19 protein-coding genes are annotated in these 17,666 nt (G+C 74.0%); 7 read left to right on the top strand and 12 right to left on the bottom strand.

Translation table 11 applies throughout. The features are described 5' to 3' along the window. Positions 1–4 precede the first annotated feature (4 nt). Positions 5–940: an SCO6745 family protein gene (locus LWC35_RS13905; RefSeq protein WP_232870523.1), complete on the bottom strand. Its 936-nt coding sequence runs from the start codon at positions 938–940 to the stop codon at positions 5–7. A 246-nt stretch (positions 941–1,186) separates the two neighbouring features. On the opposite strand from LWC35_RS13905, the gene LWC35_RS13900 reads away from it, so the two are divergent. Continuing rightward, positions 1,187–1,474 (top strand): hypothetical protein, encoded by a 288-nt coding sequence (locus tag LWC35_RS13900; protein WP_232870522.1) that lies wholly within the window; start codon positions 1,187–1,189, stop codon positions 1,472–1,474. A 61-nt stretch (positions 1,475–1,535) separates the two neighbouring features. Here LWC35_RS13900 and LWC35_RS13895 read toward each other — a convergent pair whose 3' ends face one another. Both LWC35_RS13895 and LWC35_RS13890 read right to left on the bottom strand, forming a co-directional pair. Beyond that, the gene (locus LWC35_RS13895; RefSeq protein WP_232870521.1) at positions 1,536–2,246 is read right to left on the bottom strand and encodes an alpha/beta fold hydrolase; all 711 of its coding nucleotides are present in this window, start codon (positions 2,244–2,246) and stop codon (positions 1,536–1,538) included. Beyond that, complete coding sequence (locus tag LWC35_RS13890) at positions 2,239–2,550, bottom strand: thiamine-binding protein (protein ID WP_232870520.1); 312 nt, start codon at positions 2,548–2,550, stop codon at positions 2,239–2,241. Before LWC35_RS13890 ends, LWC35_RS13895 begins: the two co-directional genes overlap by 8 nt. Before the next feature lie 60 nt (positions 2,551–2,610). Here LWC35_RS13890 and LWC35_RS13885 point away from each other — a divergent pair, with 60 nt between their 5' ends. Further along, positions 2,611–3,114 carry a MarR family winged helix-turn-helix transcriptional regulator gene (locus LWC35_RS13885; protein ID WP_232870519.1) on the top strand — a complete coding sequence of 168 codons (504 nt, stop codon included), beginning with the start codon at positions 2,611–2,613 and terminating at the stop codon, positions 3,112–3,114. Between the two features lies 1 nt (position 3,115). On the opposite strand, the gene meaB is transcribed toward LWC35_RS13885, so the two are convergent. Then, entirely contained in the window at positions 3,116–4,081 is a 966-nt protein-coding gene (meaB, locus tag LWC35_RS13880) for a methylmalonyl Co-A mutase-associated GTPase MeaB (protein WP_232870518.1), read from the bottom strand. A 4-nt stretch (positions 4,082–4,085) separates the two neighbouring features. After that, positions 4,086–5,270 carry an acetyl-CoA C-acetyltransferase gene (locus LWC35_RS13875; RefSeq protein WP_232870596.1) on the bottom strand — a complete coding sequence of 395 codons (1,185 nt, stop codon included), beginning with the start codon at positions 5,268–5,270 and terminating at the stop codon, positions 4,086–4,088. Positions 5,271–5,412: 142 nt separating this feature from the next. Here LWC35_RS13875 and mce point away from each other — a divergent pair, with 142 nt between their 5' ends. From mce to LWC35_RS13860, 3 genes are all read left to right on the top strand, one after another. After that, positions 5,413–5,886, top strand: coding sequence for a methylmalonyl-CoA epimerase (mce, locus tag LWC35_RS13870; RefSeq protein WP_232870517.1), 474 nt, complete (start codon positions 5,413–5,415; stop codon positions 5,884–5,886). Between the two features lie 233 nt (positions 5,887–6,119). Next, positions 6,120–7,451, top strand: a complete 1,332-nt coding sequence (gene ccrA / locus LWC35_RS13865; protein ID WP_232870516.1) for a crotonyl-CoA carboxylase/reductase — start codon at positions 6,120–6,122, stop codon at positions 7,449–7,451. Positions 7,452–7,682: 231 nt separating this feature from the next. Beyond that, on the top strand, positions 7,683–8,678 hold the full coding sequence (locus tag LWC35_RS13860) for a coiled-coil domain-containing protein (protein ID WP_232870515.1): 996 nt from the start codon (positions 7,683–7,685) through the stop codon (positions 8,676–8,678). 73 nt (positions 8,679–8,751) lie between these two features. Here LWC35_RS13860 and LWC35_RS13855 read toward each other — a convergent pair whose 3' ends face one another. The 3 genes from LWC35_RS13855 to LWC35_RS13845 form a co-directional block, all read right to left on the bottom strand. Continuing rightward, positions 8,752–8,988, bottom strand: coding sequence for an Rv1322 family protein (locus LWC35_RS13855; protein ID WP_372463042.1), 237 nt, complete (start codon positions 8,986–8,988; stop codon positions 8,752–8,754). Between the two features lie 137 nt (positions 8,989–9,125). After that, the gene (locus LWC35_RS13850) at positions 9,126–10,910 is read right to left on the bottom strand and encodes a 3-hydroxyacyl-CoA dehydrogenase family protein (protein WP_232870513.1); all 1,785 of its coding nucleotides are present in this window, start codon (positions 10,908–10,910) and stop codon (positions 9,126–9,128) included. Between the two features lie 109 nt (positions 10,911–11,019). After that, positions 11,020–12,513, bottom strand: coding sequence for an aldehyde dehydrogenase family protein (locus LWC35_RS13845; RefSeq protein WP_232870512.1), 1,494 nt, complete (start codon positions 12,511–12,513; stop codon positions 11,020–11,022). A gap of 235 nt (positions 12,514–12,748) precedes the next feature. On the opposite strand from LWC35_RS13845, the gene LWC35_RS13840 reads away from it, so the two are divergent. Continuing rightward, positions 12,749–13,402 (top strand): TetR/AcrR family transcriptional regulator, encoded by a 654-nt coding sequence (locus LWC35_RS13840; protein WP_232870511.1) that lies wholly within the window; start codon positions 12,749–12,751, stop codon positions 13,400–13,402. Here the strand turns inward: LWC35_RS13840 and nucS are convergent. Continuing rightward, entirely contained in the window at positions 13,364–14,023 is a 660-nt protein-coding gene (gene nucS, locus LWC35_RS13835) for an endonuclease NucS (protein ID WP_232870510.1), read from the bottom strand. The genes LWC35_RS13840 and nucS overlap by 39 nt on opposite strands. A gap of 6 nt (positions 14,024–14,029) precedes the next feature. Then, a complete protein-coding gene (locus LWC35_RS13830; protein ID WP_232870509.1) occupies positions 14,030–14,998 on the bottom strand; it encodes a helix-turn-helix transcriptional regulator in 969 nt (322 codons plus the stop codon). 32 nt (positions 14,999–15,030) lie between these two features. Here LWC35_RS13830 and LWC35_RS13825 point away from each other — a divergent pair, with 32 nt between their 5' ends. After that, complete coding sequence (locus LWC35_RS13825; protein ID WP_232870508.1) at positions 15,031–15,573, top strand: NUDIX domain-containing protein; 543 nt, start codon at positions 15,031–15,033, stop codon at positions 15,571–15,573. 86 nt (positions 15,574–15,659) lie between these two features. Here the strand turns inward: LWC35_RS13825 and LWC35_RS13820 are convergent, their stop codons facing one another. Next, entirely contained in the window at positions 15,660–16,904 is a 1,245-nt protein-coding gene (locus LWC35_RS13820; protein WP_232870507.1) for a cytochrome P450 family protein, read from the bottom strand. Positions 16,905–16,909: 5 nt separating this feature from the next. Continuing rightward, entirely contained in the window at positions 16,910–17,626 is a 717-nt protein-coding gene (locus LWC35_RS13815) for a TetR/AcrR family transcriptional regulator (protein WP_232870506.1), read from the bottom strand. Positions 17,627–17,666 lie beyond the last annotated feature (40 nt).

Here is a 17,666-nt window from a genome sequence, read left to right as displayed (position 1 = left end):
GGGCTCAGCCCGAGCCGGCCGACACGAGCGGGCGCATGCCCATCGGGTTCTGCTCGAGGAAGTCGCCGGCCGCGAGGACCCGCTCCACCAGCGGCCCGGCCAGCTCCACCAGGCGCTCGGCGCGGGCGTCGCCGAGGGCGCGCCAGGCCTCGTCGGCGAGGACGTCCGTGCGCGCCTCGACCTCGGCGCACAGCGCCCGGCCGGCGTCGGTCAGCCCGGTGTCGGCCACGGTCTCCCCGGCGCCCGGCTCGACGAGTCCGCGGTCGGCCAGCCGGGTCCGCGCGGTTTCCCACTCCTCGACGGTCCAGCCGCGCCGCTCGCGCAGCCAGTCGCCGGCCAGGCCCTGGGCGCCCGCGAACAGCACGAGCGCCTCGACGGGGTCGACGCCGGCGCCCACCAGGGCCGCGACGTGGCCGTCGCCGCGCTGCTCGCGCAGGATCGTCTGCGCCTGCCACAGGACGAGGTGCGGCGCGTCGGGCCAGGGCAGGGCGGCGTTGGCCGCGGCGAGGGCCCGGCCGGCCGTCGACGCCGCGGTCGCGGCCGCCCGGGCCAGCTCGGCCGCCTCCGCGATCCCCGCGGTGTCGACGTCGCCGAGCGCGCGACGCAGGGCGGCGTCGACCGCCGCGAGCCGGGCGTCGAGCAGCTGGGCGGGCGTGGCCACGGACCAGATCCCGGGTACGGAACGGGCGACGAAGCCCGGCGCGAAGTTGTAGAACAGCGCGGTCACCACCTCGGCCGGCACCGGGCCGAGGGGCGCGGCCCGCTGGCCGAAGTAGCCGCGCCAGAAGCCGCGCAGCCCCAGCGACTCCCCCGCCTCCCGCGCCTCCGGCGCGAAGTAGGTCACCGCGTGCAACGGCTCCAGGGCCCGCCACATCCGGCGCGCCCGGTGCTCACCGCCGGCGGCCTCCGGGCCGGTCACAGGGGTCGTCCCGGTCGTCATGGCGCCTCCCGTCGTCGATCTCCCCGCGACGGTAGGACGTCCGACCATCCCGGATCCAGGCCTCGAGGTTGCGCCGTTCCGGTGGCGGCGCGCACCCGCGGTTCCCGCCGGGGACGTGCCGATCACCGGACCGGCGGAGCACCAGCGGCGGCGCGCGGTCGTTGGCCCGGGAGAAGAGACGGCACGTCACCGGGCGTGCCCACCGGACGGATCCGCGCCGGGACCGTCCCCCGACCGGAGGATCTGATGAGCCAGGACAACCCCGTCGCCGACCGCCTGCTCGCGGAGGCGCGCAAGAAGACCGCCCGCCAGAAGAGCCCGGCCCTCGGCAAGATCGCGCTGGTCATCGGCATCATCGCGCTCGTCGCCAGCCCCGTCTCGATCGTCGGTTGGGTCGGCGGGCTGGCCGCGATCGGCGTCGGCATCGCCGCGGTGCGCAACCCGGACACCGCGAAGCTCGCCAAGATCGCGATGGGCCTCGGCTTCGCCGCGATCCTCGTCGGGGTGTTCTTCTTCACGCTCAACATCGCCTGACCGGGCCCGCGCGACGGCCGGCGGGGTCCTCCCCGCCGGTCGTCGGCGTTCCCGCCGGCCCCTACAGCCCGGTGAGCACGTCGGCCAGGGCGCCGGGGCGGGTGAGCATCGGGAAGTGCCCACCGGGCAGCTCGCGCACCTCGAAGCCCCGCGCGCCGGCGCGGCGCCGCGAGGTCTCCGGGTTCACCATCCGGTCGTCCGCGCAGATCACCGACACCGTCCGCACGGCCGGCCACGCGGTCAGCGGGGTGACCTCCTTGCCGATCACCCACGCCTGCGGGCGCAGGTCCGCGATCGCCGCCCGGACGGGCTCCGCCGCACCCAGCTCCTCGGCCACCCCGGCGTACAGGGACGCCTCGGCGGTCTCGGGAGACCAGCTCGTCGTCCCGCCCGGGCCGCGCTCCGGGCCCGGTCCGCGACCCGGGGCCATGATCGTGCGGTCCTCGCGGAGCAGGTCGTTGTGCGCCCGCCCGGGCTCGGGCAGCATCGCCGCGACCAGCACCAGGGCGTGCGTGCGCGCCCCGAGCTCCGCGGCGACCAGCGGCGCGGTGAGCCCGCCGAGCGAGTGCCCGACGACCACGACCGGCCCGTCGGCGGGCGCCGCGGCCAACGCCGCCGCGACGTACTCGCCGGCCCCGGCCTCCGGATCGTCGGCGGGCAGGTCCGGAGCCACCGACGCGCGGCCGCGGGCCCGCAGCTCCGCCTGCAGCGGCGCCCAGCTCGACCCGCGGTGCCAGGCCCCGTGGAGGAGCAGGAAGACCGGCTCAGCCATCCGTGCCGAGCGCCTTCTCGATCCGCTCCACCTTCGCGCTGAGCTGCCCGGTGTAGCCGGGACGGATGTCGGCCTTGAGCACGAGGCTCACCCGCGGGGACCGGGCCTGCACGGCCTCGACCGCGCGGCCCACCACGGCCATCGCCTCGTCCCAGGTCTCGGCCTCGATGGTGGTGAACATGGACGTCGTCTCGTTGGGCAGCCCGGACTCCCGGACCACGCGGACGGCCTCGGCGACGGCGTCGCCCACGCTGCCGTCGTCGGACGAGCTGCCGGACGGCGCGATGCTGAACGCTACGAGCATGCCGCCAGCCTGCCCCATGATCTCGGGCCGTGGGTGTCCGCCCTGCTAGCGTGCGTGGTCATGGCCGCGCGCGACCCGCTCCCCTTCGACCCGATCGACCGGGCGGCGGAGCTCTGGGCCGAGCGCATCGGCCCCTCGGACACCATGGCCGCCGTCACGAGCGTGATGCGGGTGCAGCAGATCCTGCTCTCCGCCGTCGACGCCGCGCTCAAGCCGCACAACCTCACCTTCGCCCGCTACGAGGCGCTGGTGCTGCTGAGCTTCTCGCGGGCGAAGAAGCTGCCGATGCGGGTGATGGGCGAGCGGCTGCAGCTGCACCCCACCAGCGTCACGAACATCGTCGACCGGCTGCAGGCCGACGGGCTGGTGCGCCGGACCCCGCACCCCACCGACCGGCGGGCGACGCTGGTCGAGATCACGCCGGACGGGCTGGAGCGGGTGGAGCAGGCCACCAAGTCCGTGACCGCCGTGGACTTCGGACTGGTCGGGCTCGACGCGCAGGGCAAGGCCCTGCTGTTCGACCTGCTCGGCCGCATCCGCGCCGCGTCCGGCGACTTCCGCTGAGCTACAGGCTCTCCAGCAGCTCGTCGGCGGCGCGGTAGGGGTCCAGCTCGCCGGCCACCACCTTCTCGGCCAGCGTCCCGAGCGCGCTGCCGCCGCGGACGTCGCCGAGCCGCGCGCGGACCTTCTCCAGCCCGATCGCCTCGATCTCGCTCTCCGCCCGCCGACGGCGCCGGCGCGGGCCCTCGCCGGAGGACTCCAGCCAGGCCCGGTGCTCGTCGATCGCCGCCGCGACCTTCGCGACGCCCTCGCCGCGGGCGGCGACCGTCCGGCACACCGGGGGCTTCCAGGCGTCGCGCCGCTCGCCGAGCGACATCATGTAGCGCAGGTCGCGCACGGTCTGGTCGGCGCCCTCGCGATCCGCCTTGTTGACCACGAACACGTCCGCGATCTCGAGGATCCCGGCCTTGGCGGCCTGCACGCCGTCGCCCATCCCGGGGGCGAGCAGCACGACCGTGGTGTCGGCGAGCGAGACGACGTCGACCTCGGACTGCCCCACCCCGACCGTCTCGACGAGCACGACGTCGCAGCCCGCGGCGTCGAGCACCCGCAGGGCCTGCGGGGTCGCCCAGGCCAGGCCGCCCAGGTGCCCCCGGGTGGCCATGGACCGGATGAACACGCCCTCGTCGACCGCGTGGTCGCCCATCCGGACCCGGTCGCCGAGCAGCGCACCGCCGGAGAAGGGCGACGACGGGTCGACCGCGAGCACGCCGACCCGCTTGCCCTGCTCGCGGAACGCGGTGACCAGCGCCGACGTGGTGGTGGACTTGCCGACGCCCGGCGAGCCCGTCAGGCCGACGACCTGCGCCCGCCCCGTGTGCGGGGCGAGCAGCGCGGCGACCTCCGGCAGGTCCGCCGAGCCGCTCTCGACGAGGGAGATCAGCCGGGCGACCGCGCGCTGCTGGCCCTCCAGCGCGCGGTCGACCAGCTCCTGCGGGGCCTGTGGGGACCGCCGGGACCGATGGGCCAAGGGATCAGGCCGGGACGCGGAGGATCAGCGCGTCGCCCTGCCCGCCGCCGCCGCACAACGCGGCCGCGCCGACCCCGCCGCCGCGGCGCTTGAGCTCCAGCGCCAGGTGCAGGGTGATCCGGGCGCCGGACATGCCGATCGGGTGGCCGAGCGCGATCGCGCCGCCGTTGACGTTGACCTTCTCCTCGTCGAGGCCCAGCTTGCGGGAGGAGACCAGGCCGACCGCCGCGAACGCCTCGTTGATCTCGACGAGGTCGAGCTCCTTGGGGTCGATGCCGTCCTTGGCGCAGGCCTTGGCGATGGCGTTGGCCGGCTGCTCGTGCAGGCTCGCGTCCGGCCCGGCGACCACGCCGTGCGCGCCGATCTCGGCCAGCCAGGTCAGACCCAGCTCCTCGGCCTTGGCCCTGCTCATCACGACGACCGCGCACGCGCCGTCGGAGATCTGCGACGACGACCCGGCGGTGATGGTGCCGTCGGCGGAGAAGGCCGGGCGCAGCTTCCCGAGGCTCTCGCCGGTGGTCTCGCCGCGCACGCCCTCGTCCTGCGCGAAGACGATCGGGTCGCCCTTGCGCTGCGGGATCTCGACGGGGGTGATCTCCTCGTCGAACACGCCGTTCTTCGCGGCCGCGGCGGCGCGCTGGTGCGAGCGGGCCGAGAAGGCGTCCTGGTCCTCCCGGGTCAGGTCGAAGCGGCTGTTGTACTTCTCCGTCGACGCGCCCATCGCGCACTGGTCGAAGGCGCAGAACAGGCCGTCGTACGACATGCTGTCGATCAGGGTCGCGTCGCCGAACTTCGTGCCCTCACGGGACTTCGGCAGCAGGTGCGGCGCCTGGGTCATCGACTCCTGGCCGCCCGCGACCACGATGTCGAACTCGCCGGCGCGGATGAGCTGGTCGGCCAGGGCGATCGCGTCGATGCCGGAGAGGCAGACCTTGTTGACGGTCAGCGCCGGGACGTCCATCGGGATGCCGGCGGCGACGGCGGCCTGCCGGGCCGGGATCTGGCCGGCGCCCGCGGTGAGCACCTGGCCCATGATCACGTACTCGACCTGCTCGGGGGCCACCCCGGCCTTCTCCAGGGCACCCTTGATCGCGAAGCCGCCGAGCTGCGCGCCCGAGAACCCCTTCAGCGACCCGAGCAGCCGGCCGACCGGCGTACGGGAACCAGCGACGATCACGGACTGCGCCACGACGACCTCCAGCAACTGCGTTGGCACACGGGAATCGGCTCGGACCATACCCGCCGGTCACAGGTGGGGAGACGGGCCGAACGGAGGGGGTGAGCAGCCACACACGGCGTCCGACCCGGCACCGAGCACTACATTCCGGGGCATGACGGCACAGACGGAATCGGCCCACGGCGCGCTCGGGTCCCTGCTGACCCAGATCGACCACGTCGGCATCGCGGTGGCCGACCTCGACGAGGCGATCGCCTGGTACCACGACGTGTTCGGGCTGGTGAACACGCACGAGGAGGTCAACGACGAGCAGGGCGTCCGCGAGGCGATGCTGGCCGCGCCCGGCGCCGACCCCGCCTCGTCGACCCGCATCCAGCTGCTGGCCCCGCTGCGCCCGGACTCCACGATCGCGAAGTTCCTCGACCGCAACGGACCCGGCCTCCAACAGCTCGCCTACCGGGTCACCGACATCGAGGCCGCGATGGAGGCGCTCGAGGCGAAGGGCCTGCGCCTGCTCTACCCGGAGCCGCGCCGCGGCACGGCCGGCTCGCGCATCAACTTCGTGCACCCGAAGGACGCGGGCGGCGTGCTCGTCGAGCTCGTGGAGCCGGCGGCCGGCGCGCACTGACCCGCGTGCCGGGCCCGACCCCCGGCTCCTGCCGGTCCGGTCTCCTGCAGCCCCTCCGATCAGGCGGTTTCCGCCCGGCCGGAGGGGCTGCTTCATTGATCCAGTCGGTGGGCTGCGTCACGATCGGCCCCATCGGAGCAGCGCACGGCCACAATGCCTCGGGTACCATACTGAGCGGTAACTGATCGGTATCCCAAGCAAGCCACACGACTCACGCCACCGGAGGCCAGGCCGTGCAGGAGATCCTCGACGCCATTCTCGCCGAGCGTTTCGACGCCGTCGGCGAGCTGCCAGTGCCGGACCACTACCAGGCGATCACCGTCCACGCCGACGAGACGGAGATGTTCGACGGCATCGCCACCCGCGACAAGGACCCGCGCAAGAGCCTGCACCTGGACACGGTGCCCACCCCCGAGCTCGGCCCGGGCGAGGCGATCGTGGCCGTGATGGCCAGCGCGATCAACTACAACACCGTCTGGACCTCGATCTTCGAGCCGGTGTCGACCTTCGGCTTCCTCAAGCGGTACGGGCGCGAGTCCGAGCTGGCCAAGCGGCACGACCTGCCGTACCACATCGTGGGGTCCGACCTGGCCGGCGTCGTGCTGAAGACGGGGCCCGGGGTCAACGCGTGGAAGCCCGGTGACCGGGTCGTCGCGCACTGCCTGTCCGTCGAGCTGGAGAGCCCCGACGGGCACAGCGACACGATGATGGACCCGCAGCAGCGGATCTGGGGCTTCGAGACCAACTTCGGCGGGCTCGCCCAGCTCGCGCTGGTCAAGTCCAACCAGCTCATGCCCAAGCCTGAGCACCTGACCTGGGAGGAGGCGGCGAGCCCCGGCCTGGTCAACTCCACCGCGTACCGCCAGCTGGTCTCCCGCAACGGCGCCGACATGAAGCAGGGCGACACCGTCCTGATCTGGGGTGCGAGCGGCGGGCTCGGCTCCTACGCCACCCAGTTCGCGCTCAACGGCGGCGCCACCCCGGTCTGCGTCGTCTCCTCGCCGGAGAAGGCGGAGATCTGCCGGGCCATGGGTGCCGAGCTGGTCATCGACCGCAACGCCGAGGGCTACCGGTTCTGGAAGGACCCGCAGACCCAGGACCCGAAGGAGTGGAAGCGCTTCGGGGCCAGGATTCGCGAGCTCACCGGCGGCGACGACCCGGACATCGTCTTCGAGCACCCGGGCCGGGAGACCTTCGGCGCGTCGGTCTACGTGGCGCGCAAGGGCGGCACGATCGTGACCTGCGCGTCGACGTCGGGCTACATGCACGAGTACGACAACCGGTACCTGTGGATGAACCTCAAGCGGATCGTGGGCTCGCACTTCGCGAACTACCGCGAGGCGTGGGAGGCGAACCGGCTGATCGACAAGGGCCTCGTCCACCCGACCGTCTCCAAGGTCTACTCGCTGGCCGACACCGGGCAGGCGGCGTACGACGTCCACCAGAACGCCCACCAGGGCAAGGTGGGCGTGCTCGCGCTCGCCCCCGAGGAGGGCCTCGGCGTGACGAACCCGGAGAAGCGGGCCAAGCACCTCGACGCGATCAACCGCTACCGCGGCGTCTGACGCGGGAGAACGGCTCCCTGACACGTCCGGGCCCGGCCCGGGCGCGTCACGGAGCCGTCTCGCGTTCTCGGGCGGCGTGGAGTCCTGCCGCCCTGATCCGAGCGCCCTCGCCTCCTCCTGCAAATGCGCCAGGGCCCCGGTCGGATCGGCCCGCGCCCGGACGGGTGACGGACCCCACGCGGGAGCGCGCGTGACGCTCCGCGAATGCGGTAGCCCGGTACGGTGACGCTCATGGTCGGTGAACCGGAGAACCCCCGCCCCGACGCCGGTGACCAGCCCACGGCCGGGTTCCGGGTCGTCCGCCGCGGCTACGACCAGGAGCAGGTCGACGGGCACCTGCACCGGATCGACGCGGACGTCCGACTGCTCGCCGCGGACCGCGACGCCGCCGTCATCCAGGTGACCCGGTTGACCCGCGAGCTCGACGAGACCCGCAGCCGGCTGGAGGCGACGCGCCAGCAGGTGCGCCGCCTGTCGGGGCCGCCGGACAGCGTCCAGGGCCTCAGCGAGCGGATGCGCTCGATGCTCCGGCTGGCCGAGGACGAGGTCGCCGAGACGCGGGCACGTGCCGACGCGGAGGTCACCCGGCTGCGCGCCGAGTGCGACCAGGAGCTGGCCGAGCGCCGGACGGACGCGGAGCGCCGCCGCGAGGCACTGCTCGCCGACGCCCGGAGCGAGGCGGAGCGGATCGTCGCCGAGGCGAAGGCCCTGCAGGCGCAGGCCGCGCAGGACAAGCTCGCCAACGACGAGGCGATCGCCGCCGCGGCCGCGGCCGCGGCCGCCGAGCGGGCGCAGGTCGAGGAGGACTTCCGGATCGCGATGGACCAGCGGCGCACCGAGACCCTCGGGGCGCTGCGGGCCGAGCGCACGGCGGCCGAGCAGGAGACCGCCCGGCTGCGTGCCGACGCCGACGAGTACGCCCGCACCACCCGCCGCACCGCCGACGAGCAGGCCGCGCGGATCGTCGCCGACGCCCGCGCCGAGGCCGACCGGCTCGTCCGCGAGGCCGAGCGCCGGGTCGCCGAGCTCACGGACCTGCGCGGCCGGGTCGCCGAGCAGCTCGCGCACGCCCGCGCAGCGCTGGTCGCGGACCTGGCCGCGCTGGGCCCGCTCGCCGACGAGGGCGCGCACACGGACGGGACACCGTCGGGCGAGGCCGCCGTGCCCGCCCAGGGGAGCGAGCAGTCCCGCCGCCCGCGGCCGCATCCGGCCCCGGCGCGGGCCTGAGCCGCACCCACCTGCGGCGCCCCGCGCACGCGTCGGAGCCCCCGCGCGGCGTGCCGTTCCGGTGTGCGGGCGTTCAGCGCGGCCGGCGCACGCCCGGGCGCCGGCGGCCGCGCGCGTTCCAGCACGGCAGGTGCCAGTGCCGGCGGTCCTCCACGCTGCCCCAGTCCCCCGTCGGCCAGGTCACCACGTGCCCCACGCCCGCCGGGATCAGCTGGTCGCAGCCCGGGCAGCGGTAGTCCTTCACCGACGACCCGCCGGGGACGTGCCGGACGGCCCACTCGCCGTCGGGCCCCGACTCGCCGCGGGTCACGATCCCCGACGACAGGGGTGCGGCGACGGGACGGCCCCGCCCTCGTTCCGAAGGGCGGGGCCGTCGACCGCGTGCCATGTGTCCGACCGTAACCGCCCCGGCACGGCCGCGCGGGCGGCGCCGGGGCGGGTCACAGCTCAGCGAGCGGTGTAGTCCCGGAAGCCCTGCCCGGTCTTGCGACCGAGCCGGCCCGCCGTGACCAGGTGCTCCAGCAGCGGGGCCGGGGCGAAGCCGGACTGACGGAACTCGGAGTACAGCGACTTCTCGATGGCCAGCGACACGTCGAGGCCGACCACGTCGAGCAGCTCGAACGGCCCCATCGGCAGCGCACAGCCGGTCTTCATGGCCGCGTCGATGTCGTCCGCCGTGGCGTAGTGCGCCTCCAGCATCTTCACCGCGTCGTTCAGGTACGGGAACAGCAGCGCGTTGACGATGAACCCGGCCCGGTCCCCGCACGAGACCGGCACCTTCTTGATCTTCTGGCAGAGCTCGAGGGCGGTGGCCGCGACCTCCGGGGCGGTGCTGATCGTGGACACCACCTCGACCAGCTTCATCACCGGCGCCGGGTTGAAGAAGTGCAGCCCGATCACGTCCGCCGGGCGGCTGGTGGCGGCGGCGCACTCCACCACCGGCAGCGACGACGTCGTGGTCGCCAGGATCGCGCCCGGCTTGCAGATCTCGTCGAGCGCGCCGAACACGGCCCGCTTGACCTCGAGCTCCTCGGCGATGGCCTCGACGACGAGGTCGACGTCGGCGAAGTCCTCCAGCGAGGTGGTGCCGGTGATCCGGCCGAGCGTGGCGTCCCGCTCCTCCTCGGTGAGCTTGCCGCGCACCACGGCCTTGTCCAGCGCCTTGCGGATCCCGCCGACCGACGCCTCGACCTTCGAGTCGCTGCGCCCGCGGACCACCACGTCGAAACCGGCCTGCGCGAACACCTGCACGATGCCGCTCGCCATGGTGCCCGTGCCGACCACCCCGACCCGCTGGACCTCGCGCGTCGAGACGTCCTCGGGCACGACCGAGCCCGGGGTCAGCGTGTCGGGTACGACCTTGCTGCTGTGCGGCTTCTCGTAGGTGTAGAAGCCGCGGCCGCTCTTCCGGCCCAGCAGCCCGGCGGTGATCATCTGCTTGAACACCGGCGCCGGGGCGTGCATGAGGTTGCGCGACTGCGCGTACATCGTCTCGAGGATCTCGTACGCGGTGTCGAGGCCGATCAGGTCGAGCAGCGCCAGCGGGCCCATCGGGTAGCCGCAGCCGTAGCGCATGGCGGCGTCGAGGTCCTCGCGGCTCGCGTAGCGGGACTCGTACATCCGCGCCGCGTGGTTGAGGTAGCCGAAGAGCAGCGCGTTCGCGATGAACCCGGCCCGGTCGCCGATGACGACCGGCACCTTGTCCAGCGTGGCGGCGAAGCCCTGCAGGTCCTCGATCACGTCCGGCTCGGTGACGACCGTGCGCACCAGCTCGACCAGCTTCTGCACCGGCGCCGGGTTGAAGAAGTGCATCCCGACGACCTTGCCCGGGCGGGCGGTGCGCACGGACAGCTCGGTGACCGAGAGCGACGACGTGTTCGACGCCAGGATCGTCTCCGGGCCGACGTGCTTGTCGACCTCGGCGAACACCGACGCCTTGAGCTGCAGCGACTCCGGCACCGCCTCGACGACCAGGTCGCACGGGGCCAGGTCGGCCAGCGACGTGGTCGTGGTGATCCGGCCGAGCAGCTCGCCCGCCTGCTCCTCGGTGAGCTTGCCGCGCTCGATCGCCCGCTTCGTCGAGGTCTCCAGGTGCGCCTTCCCGCGCTCGACGGCGGCCGCGTCCACCTCGGCGGCGATCACGTCCAGGCCGTTGCGGGCGAACACCTCCACGATGCCTGCGCCCATCGTGCCCAGGCCGACCACGCCGACCGTCCGGAACTCGCGTGCCACGCCGTTACCTCCCGCTGCCTCGAGGGTCTCTACCGAGCGGTAATCCTCTCATCCCCCGCTGCTTGGTAACCCACGCATGAGGCCGGGAACACCTCTCCGGACGGAGGGTCTACCGCCCGTGACGTGCCCGGACGAGCCCGAGGAGGGTGCTCATGTGCCTGGCGGTGCGGCTGAAGCTGGTGACCGGGACGGGCAGGGCGAACCGCTGCCGGGCCACCGCCTGGGGCCGGGTGAACTCGCGCAGGCCGTCCTCGCCGTGGATGCGGCCGAAGCCGGAGTCGCCGACCCCGCCGAACGGCAGCGACGGGATGCCCGCGAACGCGATCACGCCGTTGACGCTCACCATGCCGCAGCGCAGGCCCTCGGCGATCCGCTCGCCCTCCTTCGCCGAGCCGGTGAACACGCTGGCGCCCAGGCCGTAGCCGGTGCCGTTGGCCCGCCGGACCGCCTCGGCGACGTCCGGCACCCGGTTGACGACGACCAGTGGGCCGAACGTCTCCTCGGTGACGGCGGAGGAGTCCTCCGGAACGTCGACGATCACGACCGGCTCGACGAACGGCGGCCGCACCGAGTCCTCGCCACCGACGACGGCCCGGCCGCCCTTCTCCAGCGCGTCCCGCACGTGCCGGCGGACGACCTCGGTCTGCGACGCCATCGTCATCGGGCCGAACTGGGTGCCCGCGCGCAGCGCCCGCGCCTTGGCCACGAGGGCCGCCGTGAACTCCTCGGCGACGGACTCGACGACGTACACCCGCTCCACGCCGACGCAGGTCTGGCCGGCGTTGGACATCCCGCCCCAGACCGCGGCGTCGGCGGCGGCCTCGACGTCGGCACCCGCGTCGACGATCAGCGCGTCCTTGCCGCCGCACTCGATGAGGACCGGGGTGAGGGTCTCGGCGCAGGAGGCCATGACCCGCTTGCCGGTGGCCGTCGAGCCGGTGAAGGCGATCTTGCCGACGCCCGGGGCGCGGCAGAGCGCCGCGCCCGTCTCGCCGAACCCGGTCACGACCTCGAGCAGCGCCTTCTCGGGCACCGCGTCGGCCAGCGTGCGGGCGAGGACCTCGCCGACGCCCGGGGTGAGCTCGCTCGGCTTGAACACGACGGCATTGCCCGCGGCCAGCGCGTAGGCGATCGAGCCCATCGGCGTGAACACCGGGTAGTTCCACGGCCCGATCACGCCGACGACCCCGATCGGCGGGTAGCCCAGCGTGGCGGACTGGTTGGCGCCGAGCATGCCCGGCGAGACCTTCCGGCGGCCGAGCGTCTTCTTCGCGTGCTTCGCGGCCCAGTCGAGGTGGTCGACGGCGAGCACGAGCTCGAGCCGCGCGTCGTCGAGGGGCTTGCCGGTCTCGGCGGCGACCACGCCCGCGACCTCGTCCAGCCGCGCCACCAGCGCCTTCTTCCACGCCAGCAGCCGCTCGCGGCGGCCGTCGAAGCCCAGCCCGCGCCACCACCGCGCGGCCTCCTCGGCCCGGGCGACCGCCGCGAGCACGTCGGCCTCGCCGTGGACCGGGTGGGTGCCGACGACCTCTCCGGTCCGCGGGTCGAGCGACTCGAAGGTGTCGGTGCTGGTGCTGGCCGGAGCCTCGGTGCTGGCGGTCACGTCGGTCAGGGTAGGGCGGGCGCGAGGGGCCGCGTGTGCCTCCGGCGACCCGGGCGGACCATCCCCGCCGGCCCGCCCGGGGCGGGACGCGGCGCTGCGCAGACCCCTCCTCCGCACAGGGCCGCGCCCCCGATCCGCGCTCGGGACACGGATCCCGGCGAACCCGCGCGGACGCAAAACCTATAACGCGTTCCAGGTACTCCACAACGCGATTGAGCTGGGCTAACCTCCGCCGATGACCGAGAGGCGGCCCGGGCGGCGCGAGGAGCGCAACGCGGAGACGCGCCAGGCCATCCTGGGCGCCGCCGAGGAGCTGTTCTCGGCGCAGGGCTGGCAGGGCACGAGGATCACGGAGGTCGCCGCGCGCGCCGGGGTCGCCACCGCCACCTGCTACAACCACTTCGGCAGCAAGCACGCCCTGATCGGGCACCTCTTCGCCCCGCGCATCGCCGAGGCCGTCGCGCGGGTCGAGGGCCGGATCCGCGCCGGCGCGCAGGCGCACGAGATCGTCCGGGTCGCCGTCGGCGAGATGGTCCTGATGCTGAAGGTCCGGCGCACCCTCACGTTCGCGCTGTTCGCGGCGCTGCAGGAGGACGCGATCCGCAGCGACGGGCCGCCCCGCGGCCCGGACGACGTCCGCACGATCGCGCAGATCCCGCTGATCCTGGAGACGGCGCTGCGGCACGCCTCCGACGTGCTCGGGCTGGACCTCGACACCGACCGGACCGCCCGCTACCACACCAACGCCCTGCTCCTGCAGGTCCTGACCCGGCCGGACTCGACCGCCGGCGACATCGCCGACTTCGTCCTGCTCCAGCTGCGCGGGGCGCTGGTCCCGCCCTACGAGGCCTCAGAAGAGGCGGAGGTCCTTCGAGTCCAGGCCCCGTAGCGCGTCGTAGTCCACGGTCACGCAGCGGATCCCGCGGTCCTCGGCGAGCGTGCGCGCCTGCGGCTTGATCTGCTGCGCCGCGAACACCCCCGCCACCGGCCCGAGCAGCGGGTCGCGGTTCATCAGCTCCAGGTAGCGGGTCAGCTGCTCGACGCCGTCGATCTCCCCGCGCCGCTTGATCTCCACGGCGACGTGCCCGCCCGCGGTGTCGCGGCAGAGCAGGTCCACCGGGCCGATCGCCGTCATGTACTCGCGGCGGACCAGCGTCCAGCCGTCGCCGAAGGTCTCCGGGTGCGCCGCCAGCAGCTCCTGCAGGTGCGCCTCCACGCCGTCCTTCACCAGGCCGGGGTCCACGCCCAGCTCGTGCGAGGAGTCGTGCAGCACCTCGTCGATGGTGATGACGAGCGACTCGTCGGCCTTGTTGCGGACGGTCCAGACGCCCGGCTCCTCGGTGAGCCAGCACGGCGGACTCATCCAGTTGAGCGGCTTGTAGGCCCGGTCGTCGGCGTGCACGCTGACCGATCCGTCCGCCTTGACCAACAGCAGCCGCGGGGCCATCGGCAGGTGTGCGGTGAGCCGGCCGACGTAGTCCACCTGGCAGCGGGCGATGACGAGGCGCACGGCCCCTCACCCTAGAGGTGCGTTGCGCGCGGCCAGCGCCCGCCCGTGCTCGGCGAGTCGCGCCCGCAGCTCCGCGGGCTCCAGCGCCTCCACCTCTCCGCCCAGCGCCACGAGCTGGCCGGCGGCGACCTGGAGCGACTCGACGTCGAGCAGCACCTCGCGCCAGCCCTCGTCGTCGGGCTCGCCGGCCGCGGCGACGGCGGCGTGCGCGGCCTCGGGATCGGTGACGTGCGGCAGGGCCCGCAGCCCCACCGAGGAGAGCCGGATCCGCACCTTCTCCCGCAGCATCGACCCGGCGAACCGGGCGGCCGACTCCGCCCACCAGGCCGGCAGGTCGAAGTCCTCCGGCCGCGTGAAGGTCGCGTCGAGCGGCTCGGCCTCGGCGATCCGGGCGGCCCGGTAGGTGCGGACGTCGCCGTCCACCCCGGCCACGAGGTACCAGACGCCGGCCTTGAGCACGAGCCCGAGCGGCTCGATCTCCCGCCGCGCCCGGTGTGGCCCGTACGCGATCCGGACCCGGCGCTGCTCCCACAGCGCCTCGGCCAGCACGGCGAGGTGGGTGACCTCGGCGGGGTTCTGGAACCAGCCCGGCGCGTCGAGGTGCACCCGTTCGGCGACGACGCGGGCGTGCGCGCGCAGCTCCTCCGGCAGCGTCGCGAGGATCTTCGCCTGGGCCCCGGCCAGCGCGGTGCCCAGGCCGAGCTCGGCGAGCAGCTGCGGTGCGCCCAGGGTCAGCATGGCCGCGGCCTCGCGGGAGGTCAGGCCGTCGAGCCGGGTCCGCCAGCCCTCGACGAGCCGGATCCCGCCGCCCGGACCGGGCTCGGTCCAGATCGGCACGCCCACCTCGCTCAACGAGGCGACGTCCCGGTAGATCGTCCGTTCGGACACCTCGAGCTCGGCGGCCAGCTCGGCGGCGGTGGCCGCGCGGCGCCGCTGGAGCACGAAGAGCAGGGCCATCAGCCGGGACGCGCGCACGGCCCGATGGTCGCAGGTGGGAGGCTGACGCCGTGGAGACCCTCTCGACCCGGCAGGTCTACGCGAACAACTGGATGACCGTCCGGGAGGACGCCGTCCGCCGTCCCGACGGCTCGGACGGTGTCTACGGCGTGATCGACAAGCCCACCTACGCGCTGGTGATCCCCCGCGACGGCGACCGGCTGCACCTCGTGGAGCAGTTCCGCTACCCGATCGGCATGCGGCGCTGGGAGTTCCCGGCGGGCACCGCCCCCGACCGCGCCGCCCAGGACCCCGCCGAGCTGGCGGTGCGCGAGCTGGTCGAGGAGACCGGGCTGCGGGCGGGCCGGATGGAGAAGATCGGCACGCTCGACGTCGCCCCCGGCATGTCCAGCCAGCGCGGCCACGTCTACCTCGCCACCGAGCTCACCCCGGGCGAGGCGCAGCGCGAGCACACCGAGCAGGACATGCGGCAGGCGTGGTTCAGCACCACCGAGTTCGAGCGGATGATCGCGGGCGGCGAGATCACCGACGCCCAGTCCGTCGCCGCCTACATGCTGCTGGTCCTCCACGACCGCAGCACTATGGATCCATAGTGCACGTATCCGAGGCCTGCGATCGCGTTATGGAACCATAATGCAGAAATCGACGGCCAAAAACCGCGTTATGGTTCCATAGTGCGTCAGGTTCCGAGGCGGACGGGGAGGGCGGCGAGGCGGCGGGAGCCCGGGACCGGTTGCCACACCAGCTCCTCGGGCGGGACGGCGAGCTCGAGGGACGGGAACCGGGTGAACAACGCCCGCAGGGCCACCTCCCCCTCCTGCCGGGCCAGGGCGGCGCCGAGGCAGTAGTGCGCGCCGTGGCCGAACCCGACGTGCCCCTCGCCCCGCTCGGTCCGCCGCCCCACGTCGACCGTCTCCGGGTCGTCGAACTCGCGCGGGTCGCCGTTGGCGGACAGCAGGACCGGCTGCACGGCGGCGCCGGCCGGGATCTGCACCCCGCCGATCTCGACCGGTTCGGTCGCGTACCGCACGCGGACCAGGCTGACCGGGCCCCACAGGCGCATGAGCTCGTTGACCGCCGTCGGCCACAGGTCGGGCTCGGCCTGCAGCCGGGCCAGCTGACCGGGGTGGCTCAGCAGGGCGGCCACCGAGTTCGCGATCAGGTGCGCCGTCGTCTCGTGCCCGGCGAAGACCAGGGAGAGGACCATCGTGACCAGCTCGAACTCCGACAGCCGGTCCCCGTCCTCCTCCTGGGCGCGCAGCATGGCGCTCAGCAGGTCGTCGGCCGGCTCGGCGCGGCGCCGGGCGACCAGGTCGTGGATGTGGTCCACGGTCGCCCGGAGGGCCCCCGGGACGCGCTCGGGGTCGGCCGAGACCAGCTCCCGCCCCCAGACGTGCCAGTTCGGCCGGTCCGCCTCCGGGATCCCGACGAGCTCGCAGATCACCGTGATCGGCAGCGGGTAGGCGTAGGCCTCGACGAGGTCGACCGGCTGCTCCGCGACCGCCAGCTCCGCGAGCAGCCCCGTGGTGATCTCCTCGACGCGCGGGCGCAGGTCGCCGACGCGGCGCACGGTGAACGCCCGGGAGACGAGCTTGCGCAGCCGCGTGTGGTCGGCGCCGTCGGCGTCGATCACGCTGCGGGTCATGTACTCCGCGAGATCGGGCGTGATCCCGATGGCGGCCATCAGCTCCTTGCGCGCGTCCCGGCCGCCCGCGACGTTCGCGGGGTCGTTGACGAACCGCGGGTCGCTCAGCACGGCGCGGACGTCGGCATAGCGGGTCACGAGCCACAGCGGCGCCTCGTCCCCGCCCATCCCGAACCGGCTGCGCAACACGGGTGCCTGCTCGCGCAGGCGGCCGAACGCGTGCCAGGGGTCGGCGAGCAGTTCCGGGTCGGTGAGGGCGGGCGCGTCGAGCACGGCCATGGTGGTCACCTGGTTTCGCTCAGGGTGGGCATGTCGTCGAGCAGTGAGCGGAAGAGCGCCGCGCACTCCGCCGCACACTCGCGGGTGAGCGGTGCGCCGGGGATCTCCAGGGCGCTCCGCAGGGCGTGTTCGAGCAGGTCGGCACGCGCATCGGGATCCGTGGGACCGGGCGCGGTCGGCATGCCGTCGAGGAAGAAGAAGCCGGTCGTGACGGCGGAGAACAGGTGCATCTGCGCGTCGATCGGCAGGTCGGTGGGCATCCGGCCCGCCTCGCGCAGCAGCGAGAACCAGCGCCGGCCCACCTCGGTGCGCCGCGCCGTGAGATCGCCCAGCGCCGCGGCCGCCTCGTGCGCGAGCCGGCCCAGCACCTCCGGGTCGCCGAGGTAGAGCGGCCGGGTCACCGGGTCGTCGAGCAGCGCGCGGTAGATCGAGCGGACCGCCCGGGCGGGCAGCGCCTCGGCCGGATCGGCCTCCATCCGGTCCGCCATCCCCGCGGTCACGGTGCGGTGGCTGCGCATCAGGACCGCCAGGAAGAGCGCCTCCTTGGTGCGGAAGTGCAGGTAGACCGTGCCCTTCCCGATCCCCGCCCGGCGGGCGACCTCGTCGATCGTCACGCGCTGGTAGCCCCACCGGACCAGCAGGTCGGCCGCCGCGTCGAGGAGCCGGTCCTCCCGGGAGTCCCCGCCCGGTGACCCGGTGACTGGAAATGCCGATCCGGTCATGCGGTCACAGTAGACCCGTTCCCCCCGGTCGTCCAGCTAC

The sequence above is a fragment of the Pseudonocardia kujensis genome (assembly GCF_021283305.1).
GTDB lineage: Bacteria > Actinomycetota > Actinomycetes > Mycobacteriales > Pseudonocardiaceae > Pseudonocardia > Pseudonocardia kujensis.
Note: the sequence above shows the minus strand (reverse complement) of the source record. Positions and strands in the feature narration are given on the sequence as shown.

Coding starts and splice junctions, on each gene's coding strand:
- LWC35_RS13905 (WP_232870523.1), bottom strand. CDS start 940: ATGACGACCGGGACGACCCCTGTGACCGGCCCGGAGGCCGCCGGCGGT.
- LWC35_RS13900 (WP_232870522.1), top strand. CDS start 1,187: ATGAGCCAGGACAACCCCGTCGCCGACCGCCTGCTCGCGGAGGCGCGC.
- LWC35_RS13895 (WP_232870521.1), bottom strand. CDS start 2,246: ATGGCTGAGCCGGTCTTCCTGCTCCTCCACGGGGCCTGGCACCGCGGG.
- LWC35_RS13890 (WP_232870520.1), bottom strand. CDS start 2,550: ATGCTCGTAGCGTTCAGCATCGCGCCGTCCGGCAGCTCGTCCGACGAC.
- LWC35_RS13885 (WP_232870519.1), top strand. CDS start 2,611: ATGGCCGCGCGCGACCCGCTCCCCTTCGACCCGATCGACCGGGCGGCG.
- mce (WP_232870517.1), top strand. CDS start 5,413: ATGACGGCACAGACGGAATCGGCCCACGGCGCGCTCGGGTCCCTGCTG.
- LWC35_RS13860 (WP_232870515.1), top strand. CDS start 7,683: ATGGTCGGTGAACCGGAGAACCCCCGCCCCGACGCCGGTGACCAGCCC.
- LWC35_RS13840 (WP_232870511.1), top strand. CDS start 12,749: ATGACCGAGAGGCGGCCCGGGCGGCGCGAGGAGCGCAACGCGGAGACG.
- LWC35_RS13820 (WP_232870507.1), bottom strand. CDS start 16,904: ATGGCCGTGCTCGACGCGCCCGCCCTCACCGACCCGGAACTGCTCGCC.
- LWC35_RS13815 (WP_232870506.1), bottom strand. CDS start 17,626: ATGACCGGATCGGCATTTCCAGTCACCGGGTCACCGGGCGGGGACTCC.